This window comes from Mesobacillus sp. S13, assembly GCF_020422885.1.
In the GTDB taxonomy this organism is placed as follows: Bacteria; Bacillota; Bacilli; order Bacillales; family Cytobacillaceae; genus Mesobacillus; species Mesobacillus selenatarsenatis_A.
This window is the reverse complement of sequence record NZ_CP084622.1, coordinates 2,827,430-2,842,994: the sequence shown is the minus strand read 5'-3', so window position 1 is coordinate 2,842,994 and position 15,565 is coordinate 2,827,430. Positions and strand designations below refer to the sequence as shown.

Genomic DNA, 15,565 nt, shown 5'->3' with positions numbered 1-15,565 from the left:
GTAACTATTTAAAAATATAAGCAACACCTAAGAATGATAATGATCCGTTGCTTCAGAATAAGCTTTTTCAGCGGCATCTTGTGTGGCAAAGAGAGCATCATCATCTTCAAGTACATGCAGCGTCTCATTCAGGAAGAGAGCGAACGCATTAGGGTCTTTCGGGTGCTGGACAATTTCGCCAGCTTTTATGTTTGATACAGAAGGTACATGCGGGTTACGGTAAATGACGAATACTTCATCACCAAACTTCAAGTTTTTCGGGTCGATTAGATCCATTTTGAATACCCCTTTTCGCAGAGTTTAAGTGTATAGACTTTTGCATTTCATAGCCATTAATGGTAAGTGAAGAGAATCCCTATAAATTTTCATTTTGCTGTTTTATTTCATCACCCGTTAGAATGATATTTCCTGCTTCCAAATCGCGATGCTCATCAACTGATCCGCCGGGGACATATCGTTGATTTGGAGTATATGTTGAACTGAGTGAATCCTTTTCTCTTTTCAAATTATCTTTTTCAGCTTCCATGATTTCACCCCCTGATAAGACTAGTTTTTGTATTGAGATAAAGGATATACGGCCTATTTATTTACCCCGAAAATATTGGGAAAGACACTAATTCGTCACAAATGTAAGGGTTTACATCCTGCTGTGGTGGTATAATAAAAGTGTAGAAGAAAGTAATTAACATCTTAGGAGGCTCAACCAAATGTGTTCGTTCCGTAGTGAACGAAAATTGGTTATTCCTAAAGTGTTGCAAGTTCATCTTCAAAAAGTCAGCATCACCAGCTGCAGGGATCAATACCTATTCGAAAGTTAACCAGGATCATGTTGTTCTTCCATTGGAACTATTCAAAAGGGAAAAAGCAGACGTTCAGCCTACTAAAGACTTGTACGCTGGAATGAAGCTTCTAACCAAAAGAGTATCAAGGGAATTAATTGATACTTGGAAGGTACCGATTTAAAAGGAAGTCAACAAAGTTCAGGTGATACAGACATTAGGATCATCGTTCCTTAAAGCAGCTTCCATTCAGAGCGAGTGGCTAGTTGGGATGCATGACACAATTGAAGAAAAAACGGCTAACACTAAAGTGAATAATGAGTCTCTCGGTGATTATACCGAAAAATGTGTTTGTAAAGGTGGTCAATATAAAAGTGAACCCTTTTAAAATGGCACCTTTTATGCGGAACAAGCACACATCGGCTATAGTAAGAGGATCATACAACTCAATAGTTCCAAAAAAAGTTTTGGGCTGATGCTGGTTGGGTCTCCTAAGATGTTAAGAAAGAAGCTCGCATATGAGCTTCTTTTTTTGTAAAGATATTTTATTTCACGACTAGACTGGTAAAGGCACCTTTCACAAGAAAGGTGCCTTTTTAGTTTACTCTTCTTTTTTAGATAGGCAGCGATCACATTCCATTAAATATGATTCTGCTTGCTCCTGCATTCCTTCACCACATTCAGGGCACACCTTTTTTGGCAAGTTACGAAAAAATTCTACCGGACTCATCATTTTTAAAACTCCTCCTTTTATAGTACAATTTATATTTTATTTAACCTGTTATAGTACAGTATAAACATTATTAGAATATTTGTGTAGCCTTTTTTTGAAAAAATTTAAAAATAGGTGTTTGTTCGTATGGTTTATTTGGGGTATCAATTTTTAGAGGCAAGGAAGGAGTGTTTTTCATGTTCGAAATCAACTGTTTTAAAGACCTAATAATTACCATATTCCTTTGAAGTCAATAGATAAAAGTGACAAATTTATTACATTATATTTAATAACCCCTTTTATTCTTTTCCGTTTTAACATACAATCGAAATGAAACTTTAAATGGGGAATGATGCCTAAATGGATAATCCGGAATTATCCTTCAATCCAATACTATTGCTTGCAGCTATTTTACTGACAGTGATGTCATCATATACAGCTCTTGATTTGTTTAGTCTTATTAAGTCTTCAGACCGTAATAAGAGATTCCTGTTTCTGGGTGGGACATTTTCACTTGGTATTGGGATTTGGGTTATGAACTTCTTTGGTATGCTTGCCATGAATATCAATGGCACTGTTTCATATCGAATTCCAATCACCGTATTATCGATTATCCTTGTTATTTCTTTTACGGCGATGGCCTTTTATACTCTGACGGGCAAGACAGTGAAAAAGAACAATTTAATCGCTGGCAGCCTGTTCATGATGCTGGCAGTCCTTGTAGTCCATATCCTGGGGATGTACTCAATGAGGTTCGATTTCAGTTATGAACCATCGATTTTACTGATTGCTCTTATACTTGTATTCGTGTCATTTTACTTTTCCTTTTGGATGTTGTTTTTTTCGAAGGGTTTCGCTCAAGGAGACCATGGGTGGATTAAACCGCTAAGTGCTCTTTTCGTAACAGCTGCTATTGCTGAAGGTCATTTTCTTCTCACAAGAGCCTCTTCAATTAATATGAAGAACGGTATCGTTGAACAGACCGGAATCCCAGAGTCGTTGATCAGCTATCTAATTGTTTTTATTTCTGTACTCATCCTTGCTGGGTTGATCGGTTCAAGTGCATTAATCAGCAAAAGGCTGGCAGTTACTGATACGAACTTGAAAGATATAACCGATGCTCTAAACTCTTCAGCGATCGTTGCAATAACTGACCCTAGAGGCAACATTACTTATGTTAATGAAAAGTTCATTGAAATCTCAGGTTACAGTGAGGGTGAACTTTTAGGTCAGAATCACTCGATACTGAATTCTGGTCTTCATACAAAGGAATTTTTCAAGGAAATGTGGAAAACGATTGGCTCCGGTGAGGTTTGGAAGGGGGAGATCCGTAATAAGAAGAAGGATGGTTCTTATTATTGGGTCGATACGACAATTGTTCCCTTTTTGAATAGTAAAGGAAGGCCATATCAATATGTCTCGATTCGTTCTGATATTACGCTAAGGAAGCAGGCTGAGGCGAGCCTGAAAGAAACACTGAAAGAAGTCAGTGATATTAATTTTGCTCTTGATCAATCCTCCATCGTGGCTTTTACCGATGAGAAGGGGATTATCAAAAGTGTGAATGATAAGTTCTGTGAAATCTCAAAATACAGCAGGGAAGAATTGATTGGTAATGACCATAGCATTTTGAATTCTGGCTTGCATTCAAAGGAGTTCTTTAAGAATCTTTGGAAAACCATTGGTACTGGCCAGGTTTGGAAAGGGGATATCCGGAATAGGGCGAAGGATGGTTCGTTTTACTGGGTGGCAACCACGATTGTTCCTTTTCTGAATGAAAATGGCAAGCCGTATCAGTACCTTGCAATACGAAACGATATCACGGAGAAGAAAAAGTCAGAAGAAATGCTGCACCGCCAGGATAAGCTTGCGGCTGTCGGACAGCTGGCTGCTGGTGTTGCCCATGAAATCAGAAACCCGCTGACATCGATGAAAGGATATGCTGAATTCCTGCAGCTCGATGAAACAGAGCCACAACGCCAGGAGTTTATTGAAATCATTCTTGACGAAATTGATAGAGTCAATAATATTGTCGAGGAATTCATGGTTCTTGCCAAGCCAAAGGCTGTCGAGCTTGAGGAGCAAAATATCATTCCGATTGTCCAAAATGTAGTATCAATGTTAAAATTCGAAGCTAGGAAAAGAAATGTCAAACTGGATTTTGATGTTACTGAGGAAATCATCCAGATTGAGTGTGATGAAAACCGTCTGAAGCAAGTATTCTTGAATTTCATTAAAAATGGAATTGAAGCAATGCCCGATGGCGGTGATTTAACAGTCAGAACCGAAATACAAGCTGACAATGTCATAATTTCCATCAAAGATACAGGTGTTGGAATTCCGCCGGAAACACTAAAGAAAATTGGTGAACCGTTTTATACAACCAAGAAAAATGGAAATGGACTCGGCCTGATGGTCAGCTTCAAGATTATCGAAAGCCACAATGGTAAGGTCTATATTGAAAGCGAGCAAAACAAAGGAACTACTTTTAGAATAATGCTGCCGGCAAAAACTGCATAATGTAAATAAATAAAATGAGGCAGGAGAGATCCTGCCTTTTTTGTATTGCTTTTTTCCATCTTCACTTTGGTATCAATTTTTGTCGATAAAATGTTGCAAATATGACAAAAATTTTGATAATTTTCTTACATCCCAATGAAAATTTAGACTACTATGAAATTAAGGGATTTATTAAAAATATATACCGGAGGGGAAGCTATGTCATCGATTAGCCAGGTCAAGACGGTCTGTGGTTATTGTGGAACAGGCTGCGGTTTAATATTGGATGTAGAAGATAACAGGATAGTGAAAATCAGGGGAGACAAGGAGGCACCTGTAAATAAAGGGCAGACCTGTGTAAAGGGTGCCTTTGGCTATCAATATGTCCATGCTCAGAAAAGATTGAACACACCGATGATCAGGAAAGCAGGAGAGTTGGTAAAGGCTACATGGGAAGAAGCTTATAACTACATTTCAAGTCGATTAACTGGTATTAAAACCGATTTCGGACCGGACTCCATTTCAATGTTTGCATGCGCACGTACTACCAATGAATCAAATTATATTACACAAAAGTTCATGAGGACTGCTATCGGTAGTAATAATATTGATGGTTGTAACCGAACCTGACACGCTCCAAGTGTCGCCGGTCTGGCGACTGTTTTTGGAAGCGGTTTCCCGACTAATACATTGGAAGATATAGATGAGGCAGAAGTGCTTTTGCTTATGGGGTCAAACACAACCGAAGCACATCCCATTATAGGAAATAGAATGAAAAAGGCTGCCAAGGGCGGTCTTAAGATCATTGTTATAGACCCAAGAAAAATTGACATGGTCAAGTCCGCTCATAAACACTTGCAAATTAATGTGGGGACAGATATTGCACTGATTAACGCAATGATTCGAATTATCATAAAAGAAAAGCTGTATGACCAGGGATTCATCGGCAGACATACTGAGGATTTTGATATTTTACAGTCGAAGGTCGAGCGCTATACACCAGAATATTCAGCGGAAATCACTGGTTTGGCGGCAGGAGATATCGTGGAAATTGCCCGTCTGTATGCAAATTCCAACAAGGCTATGATCGCCTACACACTTGGTATTACGGAACATCACTGTGGAGTGAACAATGTATTCGATATCGCCAATCTTGCTCTGCTTACTGGCCAAATTGGCAAAAGAGGGGCGGGCATCATGCCTTTAAGAGGACAGAATAATGTCCAGGGTGCCGGAGACATGGGATGCTTGCCGAACCAGCTTACAGGTGCAGTCAGCTTACTGCATGACGAATACCGTACACGTTTCGAGAAAGCATGGAATATGGAAATCAGCAAAAAAGTTGGTGATACCCAGACAAGGACTTTCGATAAAATTGAATCGGGTGATATTAAGGCCTTGTATTGCATAGGGGAAAATCCGCTAGTAGCAGATGTTCATATGAACCATACGAGAAGCATATTAGAAAAGCTTGATTTACTTATCGTCCAGGATATTTTCATGACAGAGACAGCCGAGATGGCAGATGTTGTGCTGCCTGCCAAGTCATGGGGCGAAGTTGACGGGACATACACCAATACAGACAGGAGGGTTCAGCGTGTACGCACGGCGGTTGCTGCCCAGCCTAGTGTGAAAGAAGATTGGGAGATATTGTGTGAACTATCGACTAGAATGGGCTATCATATGGAATATAGTTCTAGTGAAGAGATTTGGAATGAAGTAAGAGCACTTGCCTGGGAGATGTACGGGGGCATCTCATACGCACGCCTTGAAAAAGAGTATGGAATTCATTATCCATGCCCAGATGAGAATCATCCAGGCACGAAAGTACTTCATGAAAGATTCCACGCCGAAAAAGAAAATGAGAAGCGATCTAGTTTTGTGCCAGTCGATTTTACGCCGCCATTAGAACAGCCGGATGAACAATACCCTTTCACCCTGACGACTGGAAGGAGGTATGAGTCATATAATACTCATACCCAAACCAGGCATTATGCAGCAGGGGTGAAAATCAAGCAAACTGAAGAAACCCTGGATGTCCATCCGGAAGATGCGACCCGACTAGGTATAAATGATGGAGATCTCGTAAAAGTAAGTTCACGTCGCGGTACTCTTGAAGTTAAGGCGAAAATAACGGAGCAGGTTGTGCCAGGTCTTGTTTTCATGAGTTTCCACTGGTCCGAGGTACCGACGAATGTACTAACACTGAATGAGTATGATCCAATTTCAGGTACTGCAGAATTTAAGGCATGTGCCGTAAAGATTGAAACAATCGTATAGGAAAGGTAAAAAGCTAAAATCCTTTATGAAGGATTTTAGCTTTTTTAATGTTCAGAGAAACACTCAGTCCGATCATAATTTATGGGTAAGTTTATAGTCATGAAAAACAACTTCTTTTAATTTATGAACTCGAAGTATATAAGAAAAATATGGTTTTTCAAGAAAACAATAGAATAATTTTCAAACTAACTAGAAATTATTCCTACGAAAGTTTTATTTTAACTGAATATTCAGTTAATATGACATGTTCTCGTTATAATTCTGTTATTCTCGTAATCCAATTTAAATATGCTTGTTCTTTTTGTACCGAAATTCTATGTTACGATAATTCACGTGATAAAAATTAGCCGATGGGAGGCAAACAAATGAAAAAGTCATTATTATCTTTGGTTGCAGCAGCGGCAATTTCTGGAGCTGCCGGAACACAAGCACAGGCAGAGGAAATCGTCGTACATAAGGGGGATACACTTTGGGGTATTTCTAAGGAATACGACGTAACAGTAGATTCACTTAAAAAATGGAATAACTTAAAGAGTGATATCATTCATCCAAACGACTTACTAGAAGTTTCACCTATTAAATATGCACAAGTCAGAAAAGGTGATACGCTTTGGAGTATTGCAAAGGCTTATGGTGTTACAGTAAATGATCTTAAAGATTGGAATAAATTATCATCTGACCTTATCCATCCAGGAATGAGCCTGGCTGTTTATACAAATATGCCAGCTGAAATGAAGGTTGAGAAAACGAACGATGCGAAGCCTGCTGCAACACCGGCAGCTACAAATACAACTGCAGCTACAAATACAACTGCAGCTACAACTGCAGCCGCACCGGCAAGCCAGGTAAAAGCAAAACCTGCTGCAACAAAGCCTGCAGCGTCATCAAACCAAATTACTGTTGAAGCTACGGCTTACACAGCAAATTGCACGGGGTGCTCAGGAATCACCAAGACAGGTGTGAATTTGAAAGCTAACCCTGATGCAAAAGTAATTGCCGTTGATCCGACTGTCATTCCTTTAGGATCTAAAGTATATGTTGAAGGCTATGGCTATGCTACAGCTGAAGACATTGGCGGAGCTATTAAAGGAAATCGAATCGATGTCTTTATCCCAACTCAAAGTGGAGCACTTCAGTGGGGAAGAAAACAAGTGAAAGTGACGATTTTGGACTAAAAGACTCTTTGAAAATATAAATTGCAAATGGAAATTTAAACTGCACCCCAATTGTTAGACATACTTAACAATTGGAGGTGTAGTTTTTTTATTTTTCCTGTTTTGCTTTCGTTTTAAACGTTTTTCCATTGATTACTTTCTTTTGAGTGATATTGGGCATGATAAGACTTAAGAAAAACTGTGTGAATCTGGAGTATTGTTCTTCGATTTTTTCAAGGATAATGTTCGCTTTCTGTGAAATAGAGGTCTTAATTTCGTAAAGTTGTTCGTTCATTGATTCTCCTGCAGCATCCTGTTTTCCGAGCCTCTCCATGATTGTTTCATGGAAGATGCCTTGCAAATCTGAATGTTTTGCAAGCATATCATGCAATTCTTCCTGTTTCTGAGCCTGAATTACTAAAGCTTCAGTCACATCTTCATATTCCAAAAGCTTACGGTTCAGTTCCTGAATCATGGATTGTTGATAGGCAAGTTGGTTTAAAATGGCCTCGCTTGTCAGTTCACGATTCTCAAGTTCCTTATAGAATTGGTTGTGCATTTTTTCGAGTTTAACCAGTTTATCATCGATTACAGTTGTGGATTCCTTTTGTTCTGAGATATTTTCCATGACTTTCTCTGAAAAGTCCTCCTGTTTTGCCAATAAGGAAACCATTTTCTGAAATTGAGTAGTTTGTTCTTTTCTGTTTTGCTCCAGGGAACGGTCAAATTGTGTAACGTTACCTGTCAATTCAGCATTCAGCTTTTGCTGCTCATTTAGAATTTCTTGTAAATAATTGAGACGGAACTTCTCCTGGTTGTTCTGTTCAGTGATTTCACCATTGTTGCTATAAACCTGTGGTGACATCAATCCATTTACAAATAAAGGCATAGGCATCACTCCTGTAAGTAAGTTGTCATATATAGTATGACTTCTACTGAAAATGTGGTACCTGCTCAAAAGATAACACTTATTACCTTTTATTAAATGGAGCAGAATGCAGCAAGCTAATAAAAACTGCACTACAGAAAGGAGCAGCTGTTATGCTAACAAAAGGGCAACTGTCGGCATTCAAGGCAGAGCTTCTCAAAAACAAACAAGATCTTGAGTCCCATCTTGACGGGAATGACCATTTTGACCTAAGAAGCGGCCATGCACATGAGTCAACTGGCGAGCTTTCAAGTTACGATAACCATCCAGGTGATGAGGGAACTGAGCTATATGAACGGGAGAAAGATATCGCACTGAATGATCATGTTGAATACCAAATCCAAAGTATAGAGAAAGCTGTCCAGGCCATTGAAAAAGGAACATATGGCAGATGCGAGACCTGTGGGCGAGAGATTCCGTATGAACGACTTCAGGCAGTACCAGAGACAACATTTTGTGTAGAACATACTCCGGATCGGACCGTTTCTCACAACCGGCCAATAGAAGAAGGTGTGCTAATGCCTCCTTTTGGAAAATTTGATTTGGATAACAAGGATGAAAATGTTGCCTATGATGCAGAAGATGCATGGCAAGAGGTTTCAAGCTGGGGAACTTCGGAAACACCATCTGATTTTATGACGCCTCAGGCTCACTATAATGACACCTATATTGAATCTGAAGAAAATGTAGGATATGTTGAAGACTTTGAAAATTTCATTGGCAACGATATAACAGGCAAAGAAGTGACCGTATATCCGAATAAGCAGCACGAGAAATACGAAAGCGAACTGGATGAAGAGGGGATCATGACAACATTTGGCGACCTGCCTGCTTATGAACATGACCCATATGTAGAGGACGATAAATAGTTCACTGGAAAATAGATGTTGAGCAAGCAACTCGAAAAGAACAAAAAAAGGCCAGAAATGGTCTTTTTTTATTGTATAGGAAATTATAAAAGTATTTTGTGTGGGTTACTTTATAGGGTATCTTAATCCAGCTCCAGCGCCTAGCCCCTCGAGACGCTTCGGTCCTGTCTGAAGTCAAAGAACGACTTCCCTGTCAGGCCCACCAGCGCTTGTCGGGGCTGGACAAGGCGCTTGCGCTTATTGTTCTTGAACATCTTTTGGATATTTTGTCAGGATTAAAACCTCTCATGATAGGGAAAAGACAAGTATACTGAATTGTCTATGAGAGGTGAATTTTAATTGAAAAATAAACTTAAGTATTATGGCAAGAGTTTAATGGTAGAACTGAAAAAAGACCGTGCTACAGGCCTTGCTGCCCAACAGGCGTACTATTATATGCTGGCATTGTTCCCATTACTGATTCTATTGATTGCAATCGTGCCTTATTTGAATATCGATCCCCAGAAAGCAATGAATGTCGTGAATTCTTTATTGCCTTCACAGTCAGCTGAATTATTAAGAGATAATGTTGTCAAATTAGTAAGCGAACGAAATGGCGGTCTGCTTACATTTGGTATCATAGGGACAATATGGTCTGCATCCAATGGGATGAACGCTTTCATTAGAGCGATGAATATTGCGTTTGATGTTGAGGAAACGAGATCATTCATTAAGGCAAGACTGATATCAATCATGCTGACATTCGGTCTAATCCTTGCGTTTGTCGTTGCACTCCTCTTGCCTGTCTTTGGTAAAGTAATTCTGGATACAGTAGAATCGATCATCCAAATTCCAGAGCCATATGATATTGTGTTCAACATTGTAAGGTGGATTATCGCGATTGTCGTAATGTCTGCGGTATTAGCAGGATTATATCGATTAGCACCAAATAAACATTATCCTTTCAAGCATGTCATACCAGGAGCTATATTCGCGACAATTGTCTGGCAGCTGATTTCTCTTGGATTTTCCTTTTACGTAAGTAATTTCGGGAACTATTCAGCCACATATGGAAGTATCGGTGGTGTCATCGTCTTGATGCTCTGGCTGTTTTTGACGGGGCTTGCTCTTGTTCTTGGTGGTGAGATCAATGCTATTTACCATAGGGACAAGACAGGTGAAGAGCAAGTTGAAGAGCATGCAGAATCAGTCAATGCTTAAATTAGATGATAAATTACCTATTTTAGATAAAACGAAGCAATTGTGTAAAGAGCCATAGAAAAAAACAGCAGTTTTCTGCTGTTTTTTTTATCCGTTTAACGGATAAAAGGTGGAAGTATTCTTTCAACTGTTCAATAGAGTAATTCGTAAACTTCATTTAATTGCTGTGCGCGTTCTTCATCGACTTCGTTTCTGGCATATTCAATTGCATCAGGGAGAATTTTATTCAAAAATTCGATTTCTTCTGCGGTTAGGTCTTTGACAAAGTCACCTTCAGACGGGTAATCGCCTTGTTCTAATCGATTGTAAATTTTTTTGCTAAGTGGATAGGTCTCTGTATAGTTGGATATGATTTCGCGTAAATAAGCCTGTGTTTTTTCCATTGTCTACTCCTTGAAATACTCTTTGAATTGTTCAGAATCAGTCATTTGATCATTTTTAAAATATGGATTTTCCTCGGTTGCATCACTTGGATCCAGATTTGTTTTGATCACCAGCTGTGGTCCTATTGCGGGTTCTGCGATTACTCTGTCTGTCATTTCCTTGAAATCAGGCAGTCTTTTATTTCCGGGCTTTTTAGGCTCCATTTTGTAACACCTCCATATTATAAGTTGGTTTATTAAAGAGTAATTTATGTGCAAAGCTAATTATTGGAAAATCTTCCATAACTGTTTTCTATTGTTCCTTGCAGGGAAACATAAAATGTATTTAATAGAAATGGGGTGGCGAATGAATGAAAGCAGTTACTTATCAAGGTTCTAAGGACGTTCAAGTTAAAAATGTAGAAGCACCAAAAATCGAACATGAACAAGATATGATTGTGAAAATTACTTCAACGGCAATTTGCGGATCAGACCTTCATCTTTATCAAGGTAATATGCCATTAAGACCAGGCTATATCATCGGACATGAACCGATGGGAATAGTAGAAGAAGTGGGTCCTGAAGTGAAAAAGGTGAAAAAAGGAGATCGAGTGGTCATTCCTTTCAACGTTTCTTGTGGTGAGTGTTTTTATTGCCAGAACCAGATGGAAAGCCAGTGTGACAATACCAATGATTACAAGGATACGGGGGGATATTTTGGTTATACAGAGCAATATGGTAACCATCCGGGTGGACAGGCAGAATACCTAAAAGTGCCCTACGCTGATTTTACATCTTTTGTCGTTCCTGAATCATGTGAACTAGAAGATGAGTCGCTCCTGTTTCTCTCTGATGTCATCCCTACGGCATGGTGGAGTGTAGAGCATGCAGGTGTAAAAAAAGGTGATACGGTAATTGTGCTCGGCAGCGGGCCGATTGGATTGATGACTCAGAAATTCGCCTGGATGAAAGGGGCAAAACGAGTCATCGCTGTCGACCACCTCGACTACAGGCTTATGCATGCAAAAAAAACGAACAATGTTGAGATCTTTGATTTTACACAGGAGGATGATCCAGGAAAATTCCTGCAGAACTTGACAGACGGCGGAGCCGATGTCGTGATTGATTGTGTAGGAATGGATGGAAAGAAGTCTGTAGTGGAAAAGGTAGAACAAAAATTGAAGCTTCAGGGAGGAACACTCTCCGCCCTTGAGATTGCCCATACTGCAGTAAGGAAATTTGGAACTCTTCAAATAACGGGTGTTTATGGATTACGATACAATATGTTCCCGCTTGGAAGATTCTTCGAACGCAATGTCACGATGAAAATGGGACAGGCTCCTGTAATTCACTACATGCCGAAACTGTTCGATATGGTCACGAACGGGGAATTTGACCCGACTGATATTATCACCCATAAGATTCCGCTAGAGGATGCAGCAAAAGGATATGAGATGTTCAATGAGCGAAAAGACGACTGTATCAAGGTAGTTTTAAAGCCTTAAAGTACTTTGGAGTGAACATCCAATAACAACAAGAAGGGTAATTGATAAACCTTGGAACAATAGTGAGGTCTTGGATTAGCAATGTCTTTTCCAGGACCTTCTTTATTATAATGGAGAAAAAGGGATAGTTAGGAGTAAGGATATTGGGAAAAATGTTTGCTTCTTTTTATGATCAACTTATGGGACCTCTCGAGAAGAAATGGATTGCGAGTGTCCGTAAAAAAATAGTTTCTGGATTAGAGGGAACTATACTGGAAATTGGCGCAGGAACAGGAGCGAATTTCCCTTATTATTCAAAGGAAAAGGTGGAGAGGCTAGTTTCGTTGGAGCCAAATCCCGATATGCTTAAACAGGCAAAAGGCAGGGCGAAAGAATTTGAACTGCCTGTCGAATTCCATCAGGGGAGTGCAGAAACCCTTCCATTTAAGGATGGGGAGTTTGATATTGTTGTAGCCACACTTGTCCTATGTTCTGTAAGCGAACCGGATAAGGTATTTAAGGAAGTGAGAAGAGTGTGTAAAAAAGGCGGGAAAATCGTCCTTTTTGAGCATGTACGAACGGATTCGAAATCGCTTGCTTTCCTCCAGGATGTCCTTACTCCTGCGTGGAAAAGGCTGTGTGATGGGTGCCATTTAAACAGGGATACAGGGAGCTATATGAAGGGATCTGGTATCGAGGTGGTGAAAGAAAAGAAGTATCTTAAGGGTATTTTTGTTGAATACGAGGGAGTGAATCCAGAATAAGCCGACCAGGCACACCTTTTTATCCTCTCCATAGACTAATAAAAATAGTTTGGGGAGGTTTGACATGTATCCTTATTATGACCATTACAGACAGAACCAAAAGCTAATCAGTGACCTGATAAAAGCTATTAATGGTGAATACAGCGCAACAAGATGCTATGAAAAGCTAGCTGGGCTTGCTCCTGATGCAGAACAGAGGGACCAAATCAAAGAAATACTTGATGATGAGAAAAGGCACTTGCGTCAATTTACACAAATCTATACAACATTAACAGGGAAGCAGCCACAGCTGCAGATGACCGAAAAATGCAGTGAAACGTATAGGCAAGGACTAGAAGCATCTTTCAAGGATGAGCAAAAAACGACTGATTTTTATCACGAAATAGCAGATGACGCTACTGACCCAGTCATAAAAGAAGTGTTCAGGCGTGCAGCCTTTGATGAACAAAACCACGCTGTGTGGTTCCTCTATTATATTGGTAAAGAAAAGTAGGAGTTGGAGAAATCCAGCTCCTTTTTTCTATTTTTATAGTTTTCACTATTTCTACATATTTTATGTGAAAACAACGGTGTTACCTATACTAGAATGGGTATAGAGAAAGTGATTAGCCTATTTCTACATAAGGAGGAAAAAAGATGAAAAATAGTCTCGCAATTATCATTGGATTTTTAATCGTTGGATCATTATTTGTTGGCTGGAAAATTAGCCAGGACCTTGGACCAGCTGAATCAGCAAGTACGCCTCAGCAGAAAACTGAGAGTACAAGCAAGGAAATTGAATTCAACCCGCCAAGCATGGAGGACGTACCTGATGGTCCTCTTGGTGAAAGCATTAAGTATGGACATGAGCTAGTAATGGAAACAAATACTATAGCCGACGAATACGTCGGCAATAACCTTTCTTGTGCCAGCTGTCATGCGAATGGAGGCACGGTGAAAGAAGAAGCACCGATGGTTGGACTTTCTGCAGTCTATCCTGATTACAGGCCGCGTGAAGGCGAGGTTTACACTCTTGAAGACCGAATCAATGGATGTATGATCCGCAGCATGAATGGAAAAATGTTCCCTACTGACAGCAAGGAAATGCGTGCAATGATCGCTTACCTGCAATACATGTCAGAAGGTGTACCGGCTGGTGCGGACCTTCCTTGGAGGGCGCCTAAAGAACCTAAGCAATACCCCGTTCCAAGTGTTGAAGATGGTGAAAAGCTATACGCACAATCATGTGCTAGCTGTCATGCTGCTGATGGTTCTGGTACTGGAACGAATACAGGACCAGCAGTTTGGGGAGAAAATTCATTCAATGACGGGGCAGGAATGTCAAGACTGACAAAAATGGCAGGTTACGTTCAGAAGAATATGCCCAAAGGACAGGGTGGAACGTTAACTGACCAGCAAGCGATCGATTTGGCGGCCTATATTCTTTCCCATGATCGACCTGAATTCGAAGGCCATGAAGGTGACTGGCCTAAAGGCGGAAGGCCGGCAGATATCATGAATAAGGAAAAACGTGAGCAAGTTAAAAACGGTACAATTGATTGGGAAGCAATGCTCACGATAAAAAATTAATGAACGAAAGAACCAGCACCTGTAAATTTACAGGTGCTGGTCCATTTTATAATTCCCACATTTTAAAGAGCCAGGTAACCTAGCTTATGTGAGACATAGGCACTTTTGAGAACAATGCTGACCAATGTACATAGCATGATCCAATCTTTTTTTGATACAGGGATGACTGTAGAAAATCTCCTCAGTCTTAAGGGAAATGAACTTAAATGTAAATGGTTAATTTTAAATAATTTAAATCATTCGGAATCGTTACCGAAGAATTTCCTCTGGAAGTAGCTTTCAAGGGTGCCTAGTTCTGAATTCAGCAACCTTTCCATTTCCTGCAAATCAGATTGCGAGACAACCGGATCACTCAATGACCAATTAACGGTATAGACAAAGTAGTAATCCTTGATTTGACGGAATATCACAACCGAGTTAGGGAAAATATCAAATTGACCTTTGATATTATATCTCTTTGTGTACGACCAATTTGTAAGTCTCATAGAATGTCTCCATGTCTTTCGAAGTTAATAGGGGGGCAATATTTGACGCCTCTATTTCTTGCATTGTCGAATAAAAAAGATTAATCCATTCTCCATATCCAATACCCTAAAAGAAGAAAGGGAAACCGGTATTTAATACGAGATAGTGTTGTAAGATGATAGATTATGTTAAAATAAAGTTCGTTGGTTAGCGACATGTATCTACATAATATCAAACTGCTAGCAGTGTGATGAATTATATTTTTGTTTAGAAGCAGCCGGATTTGGAGGGAAATCAATTCCATGAATGAAGCCCAGAGAATTCAATTGAATGTAAGAGTGTCCAAGGAAACATCTGATAAGCTTGATGAGATTGTCGAATATTATCAGGAAAATACAAAAATCGGCAGAATATATAAAGGCGATGTTTTGACAGATATTATCGAAAAATCGTTTGAAATCATGCAAAAGCAAAAAAGATTAAATAGATAAGGTCTTCCC

The 15,565-nt window shown here is 39.7% G+C and carries 18 protein-coding genes; 11 read left to right on the top strand and 7 right to left on the bottom strand.

Annotated features, from left to right (window positions below):
- Positions 1-27 precede the first annotated feature (27 nt).
- The gene (locus LGO15_RS14505; RefSeq protein WP_167832472.1) at positions 28-276 is read right to left on the bottom strand and encodes a transcriptional regulator SplA domain-containing protein; all 249 of its coding nucleotides are present in this window, start codon (positions 274-276) and stop codon (positions 28-30) included.
- A 79-nt stretch (positions 277-355) separates the two neighbouring features.
- Complete coding sequence (locus LGO15_RS14500) at positions 356-526, bottom strand: hypothetical protein (protein WP_167832473.1); 171 nt, start codon at positions 524-526, stop codon at positions 356-358.
- Positions 527-723: 197 nt separating this feature from the next.
- Between LGO15_RS14500 and LGO15_RS14495 the strand changes: the two genes are divergently transcribed.
- Complete coding sequence (locus LGO15_RS14495; protein WP_226085138.1) at positions 724-963, top strand: hypothetical protein; 240 nt, start codon at positions 724-726, stop codon at positions 961-963.
- Positions 964-1,380: 417 nt separating this feature from the next.
- Here the strand turns inward: LGO15_RS14495 and yhfH are convergent, their stop codons facing one another.
- The gene (yhfH, locus tag LGO15_RS14490; protein ID WP_167832475.1) at positions 1,381-1,512 is read right to left on the bottom strand and encodes a protein YhfH; all 132 of its coding nucleotides are present in this window, start codon (positions 1,510-1,512) and stop codon (positions 1,381-1,383) included.
- A gap of 339 nt (positions 1,513-1,851) precedes the next feature.
- Here yhfH and LGO15_RS14485 point away from each other — a divergent pair, with 339 nt between their 5' ends.
- The 3 genes from LGO15_RS14485 (at position 1,852) to LGO15_RS14475 (ending at position 7,445) form a co-directional block, all read left to right on the top strand.
- Positions 1,852-4,011, top strand: a complete 2,160-nt coding sequence (locus LGO15_RS14485) for a PAS domain S-box protein (protein WP_167832476.1) — start codon at positions 1,852-1,854, stop codon at positions 4,009-4,011.
- 153 nt (positions 4,012-4,164) lie between these two features.
- Entirely contained in the window at positions 4,165-6,270 is a 2,106-nt protein-coding gene (fdhF, locus tag LGO15_RS14480; RefSeq protein ID WP_318999786.1) for a formate dehydrogenase subunit alpha, read from the top strand.
- Between the two features lie 365 nt (positions 6,271-6,635).
- Positions 6,636-7,445, top strand: a complete 810-nt coding sequence (locus LGO15_RS14475) for a 3D domain-containing protein (protein WP_226085136.1) — start codon at positions 6,636-6,638, stop codon at positions 7,443-7,445.
- An 88-nt stretch (positions 7,446-7,533) separates the two neighbouring features.
- Here the strand turns inward: LGO15_RS14475 and LGO15_RS14470 are convergent, their stop codons facing one another.
- Positions 7,534-8,313 (bottom strand): hypothetical protein, encoded by a 780-nt coding sequence (locus tag LGO15_RS14470; RefSeq protein WP_226085135.1) that lies wholly within the window; start codon positions 8,311-8,313, stop codon positions 7,534-7,536.
- A gap of 152 nt (positions 8,314-8,465) precedes the next feature.
- Here LGO15_RS14470 and LGO15_RS14465 point away from each other — a divergent pair, with 152 nt between their 5' ends.
- Together LGO15_RS14465 and LGO15_RS14460 are read left to right on the top strand one after the other, a co-directional pair.
- Positions 8,466-9,221, top strand: a complete 756-nt coding sequence (locus LGO15_RS14465) for a TraR/DksA C4-type zinc finger protein (RefSeq protein ID WP_167832481.1) — start codon at positions 8,466-8,468, stop codon at positions 9,219-9,221.
- A 339-nt stretch (positions 9,222-9,560) separates the two neighbouring features.
- Positions 9,561-10,421 (top strand): YihY/virulence factor BrkB family protein, encoded by an 861-nt coding sequence (locus LGO15_RS14460; RefSeq protein WP_264163712.1) that lies wholly within the window; start codon positions 9,561-9,563, stop codon positions 10,419-10,421.
- A gap of 131 nt (positions 10,422-10,552) precedes the next feature.
- On the opposite strand, the gene LGO15_RS14455 is transcribed toward LGO15_RS14460, so the two are convergent.
- Entirely contained in the window at positions 10,553-10,804 is a 252-nt protein-coding gene (locus tag LGO15_RS14455; protein WP_167832482.1) for a sigma-G-dependent sporulation-specific acid-soluble spore protein CsgA, read from the bottom strand.
- A 3-nt stretch (positions 10,805-10,807) separates the two neighbouring features.
- Positions 10,808-11,008 (bottom strand): hypothetical protein, encoded by a 201-nt coding sequence (locus tag LGO15_RS14450; RefSeq protein ID WP_226085134.1) that lies wholly within the window; start codon positions 11,006-11,008, stop codon positions 10,808-10,810.
- Positions 11,009-11,154: 146 nt separating this feature from the next.
- Between LGO15_RS14450 and LGO15_RS14445 the strand changes: the two genes are divergently transcribed.
- The 4 genes from LGO15_RS14445 (at position 11,155) to LGO15_RS14430 (ending at position 14,600) form a co-directional block, all read left to right on the top strand.
- Entirely contained in the window at positions 11,155-12,288 is a 1,134-nt protein-coding gene (locus LGO15_RS14445; RefSeq protein WP_226085133.1) for a zinc-dependent alcohol dehydrogenase, read from the top strand.
- Between the two features lie 152 nt (positions 12,289-12,440).
- Positions 12,441-13,031, top strand: a complete 591-nt coding sequence (locus LGO15_RS14440; RefSeq protein ID WP_226087896.1) for a class I SAM-dependent methyltransferase — start codon at positions 12,441-12,443, stop codon at positions 13,029-13,031.
- Positions 13,032-13,095: 64 nt separating this feature from the next.
- Positions 13,096-13,524 (top strand): ferritin-like domain-containing protein, encoded by a 429-nt coding sequence (locus LGO15_RS14435; protein ID WP_167832486.1) that lies wholly within the window; start codon positions 13,096-13,098, stop codon positions 13,522-13,524.
- A 143-nt stretch (positions 13,525-13,667) separates the two neighbouring features.
- Entirely contained in the window at positions 13,668-14,600 is a 933-nt protein-coding gene (locus tag LGO15_RS14430) for a c-type cytochrome (protein WP_226085132.1), read from the top strand.
- Positions 14,601-14,836: 236 nt separating this feature from the next.
- Here LGO15_RS14430 and LGO15_RS14425 read toward each other — a convergent pair whose 3' ends face one another.
- Complete coding sequence (locus tag LGO15_RS14425; RefSeq protein ID WP_167832488.1) at positions 14,837-15,085, bottom strand: hypothetical protein; 249 nt, start codon at positions 15,083-15,085, stop codon at positions 14,837-14,839.
- A 282-nt stretch (positions 15,086-15,367) separates the two neighbouring features.
- On the opposite strand from LGO15_RS14425, the gene LGO15_RS14420 reads away from it, so the two are divergent.
- Entirely contained in the window at positions 15,368-15,556 is a 189-nt protein-coding gene (locus tag LGO15_RS14420; RefSeq protein ID WP_167832489.1) for a hypothetical protein, read from the top strand.
- The last annotated feature ends 9 nt before the right edge of the window (positions 15,557-15,565 follow it).

What these genes read in the sequence shown, in the direction of transcription:
- LGO15_RS14425 (WP_167832488.1), bottom strand. Translation starts at nt 15,085, where the DNA reads ATGAGACTTACAAATTGGTCGTACACAAAGAGATATAATATCAAAGGT.
- LGO15_RS14440 (WP_226087896.1), top strand. Translation starts at nt 12,441, where the DNA reads ATGTTTGCTTCTTTTTATGATCAACTTATGGGACCTCTCGAGAAGAAA.
- LGO15_RS14500 (WP_167832473.1), bottom strand. Translation starts at nt 526, where the DNA reads ATGGAAGCTGAAAAAGATAATTTGAAAAGAGAAAAGGATTCACTCAGT.
- LGO15_RS14450 (WP_226085134.1), bottom strand. Translation starts at nt 11,008, where the DNA reads ATGGAGCCTAAAAAGCCCGGAAATAAAAGACTGCCTGATTTCAAGGAA.
- LGO15_RS14430 (WP_226085132.1), top strand. Translation starts at nt 13,668, where the DNA reads ATGAAAAATAGTCTCGCAATTATCATTGGATTTTTAATCGTTGGATCA.
- LGO15_RS14470 (WP_226085135.1), bottom strand. Translation starts at nt 8,313, where the DNA reads ATGCCTTTATTTGTAAATGGATTGATGTCACCACAGGTTTATAGCAAC.
- LGO15_RS14475 (WP_226085136.1), top strand. Translation starts at nt 6,636, where the DNA reads ATGAAAAAGTCATTATTATCTTTGGTTGCAGCAGCGGCAATTTCTGGA.
- LGO15_RS14465 (WP_167832481.1), top strand. Translation starts at nt 8,466, where the DNA reads ATGCTAACAAAAGGGCAACTGTCGGCATTCAAGGCAGAGCTTCTCAAA.
- LGO15_RS14435 (WP_167832486.1), top strand. Translation starts at nt 13,096, where the DNA reads ATGTATCCTTATTATGACCATTACAGACAGAACCAAAAGCTAATCAGT.
- LGO15_RS14455 (WP_167832482.1), bottom strand. Translation starts at nt 10,804, where the DNA reads ATGGAAAAAACACAGGCTTATTTACGCGAAATCATATCCAACTATACA.
- LGO15_RS14420 (WP_167832489.1), top strand. Translation starts at nt 15,368, where the DNA reads ATGAATGAAGCCCAGAGAATTCAATTGAATGTAAGAGTGTCCAAGGAA.
- yhfH (WP_167832475.1), bottom strand. Translation starts at nt 1,512, where the DNA reads ATGATGAGTCCGGTAGAATTTTTTCGTAACTTGCCAAAAAAGGTGTGC.
- LGO15_RS14505 (WP_167832472.1), bottom strand. Translation starts at nt 276, where the DNA reads ATGGATCTAATCGACCCGAAAAACTTGAAGTTTGGTGATGAAGTATTC.
- LGO15_RS14485 (WP_167832476.1), top strand. Translation starts at nt 1,852, where the DNA reads ATGGATAATCCGGAATTATCCTTCAATCCAATACTATTGCTTGCAGCT.
- LGO15_RS14445 (WP_226085133.1), top strand. Translation starts at nt 11,155, where the DNA reads ATGAAAGCAGTTACTTATCAAGGTTCTAAGGACGTTCAAGTTAAAAAT.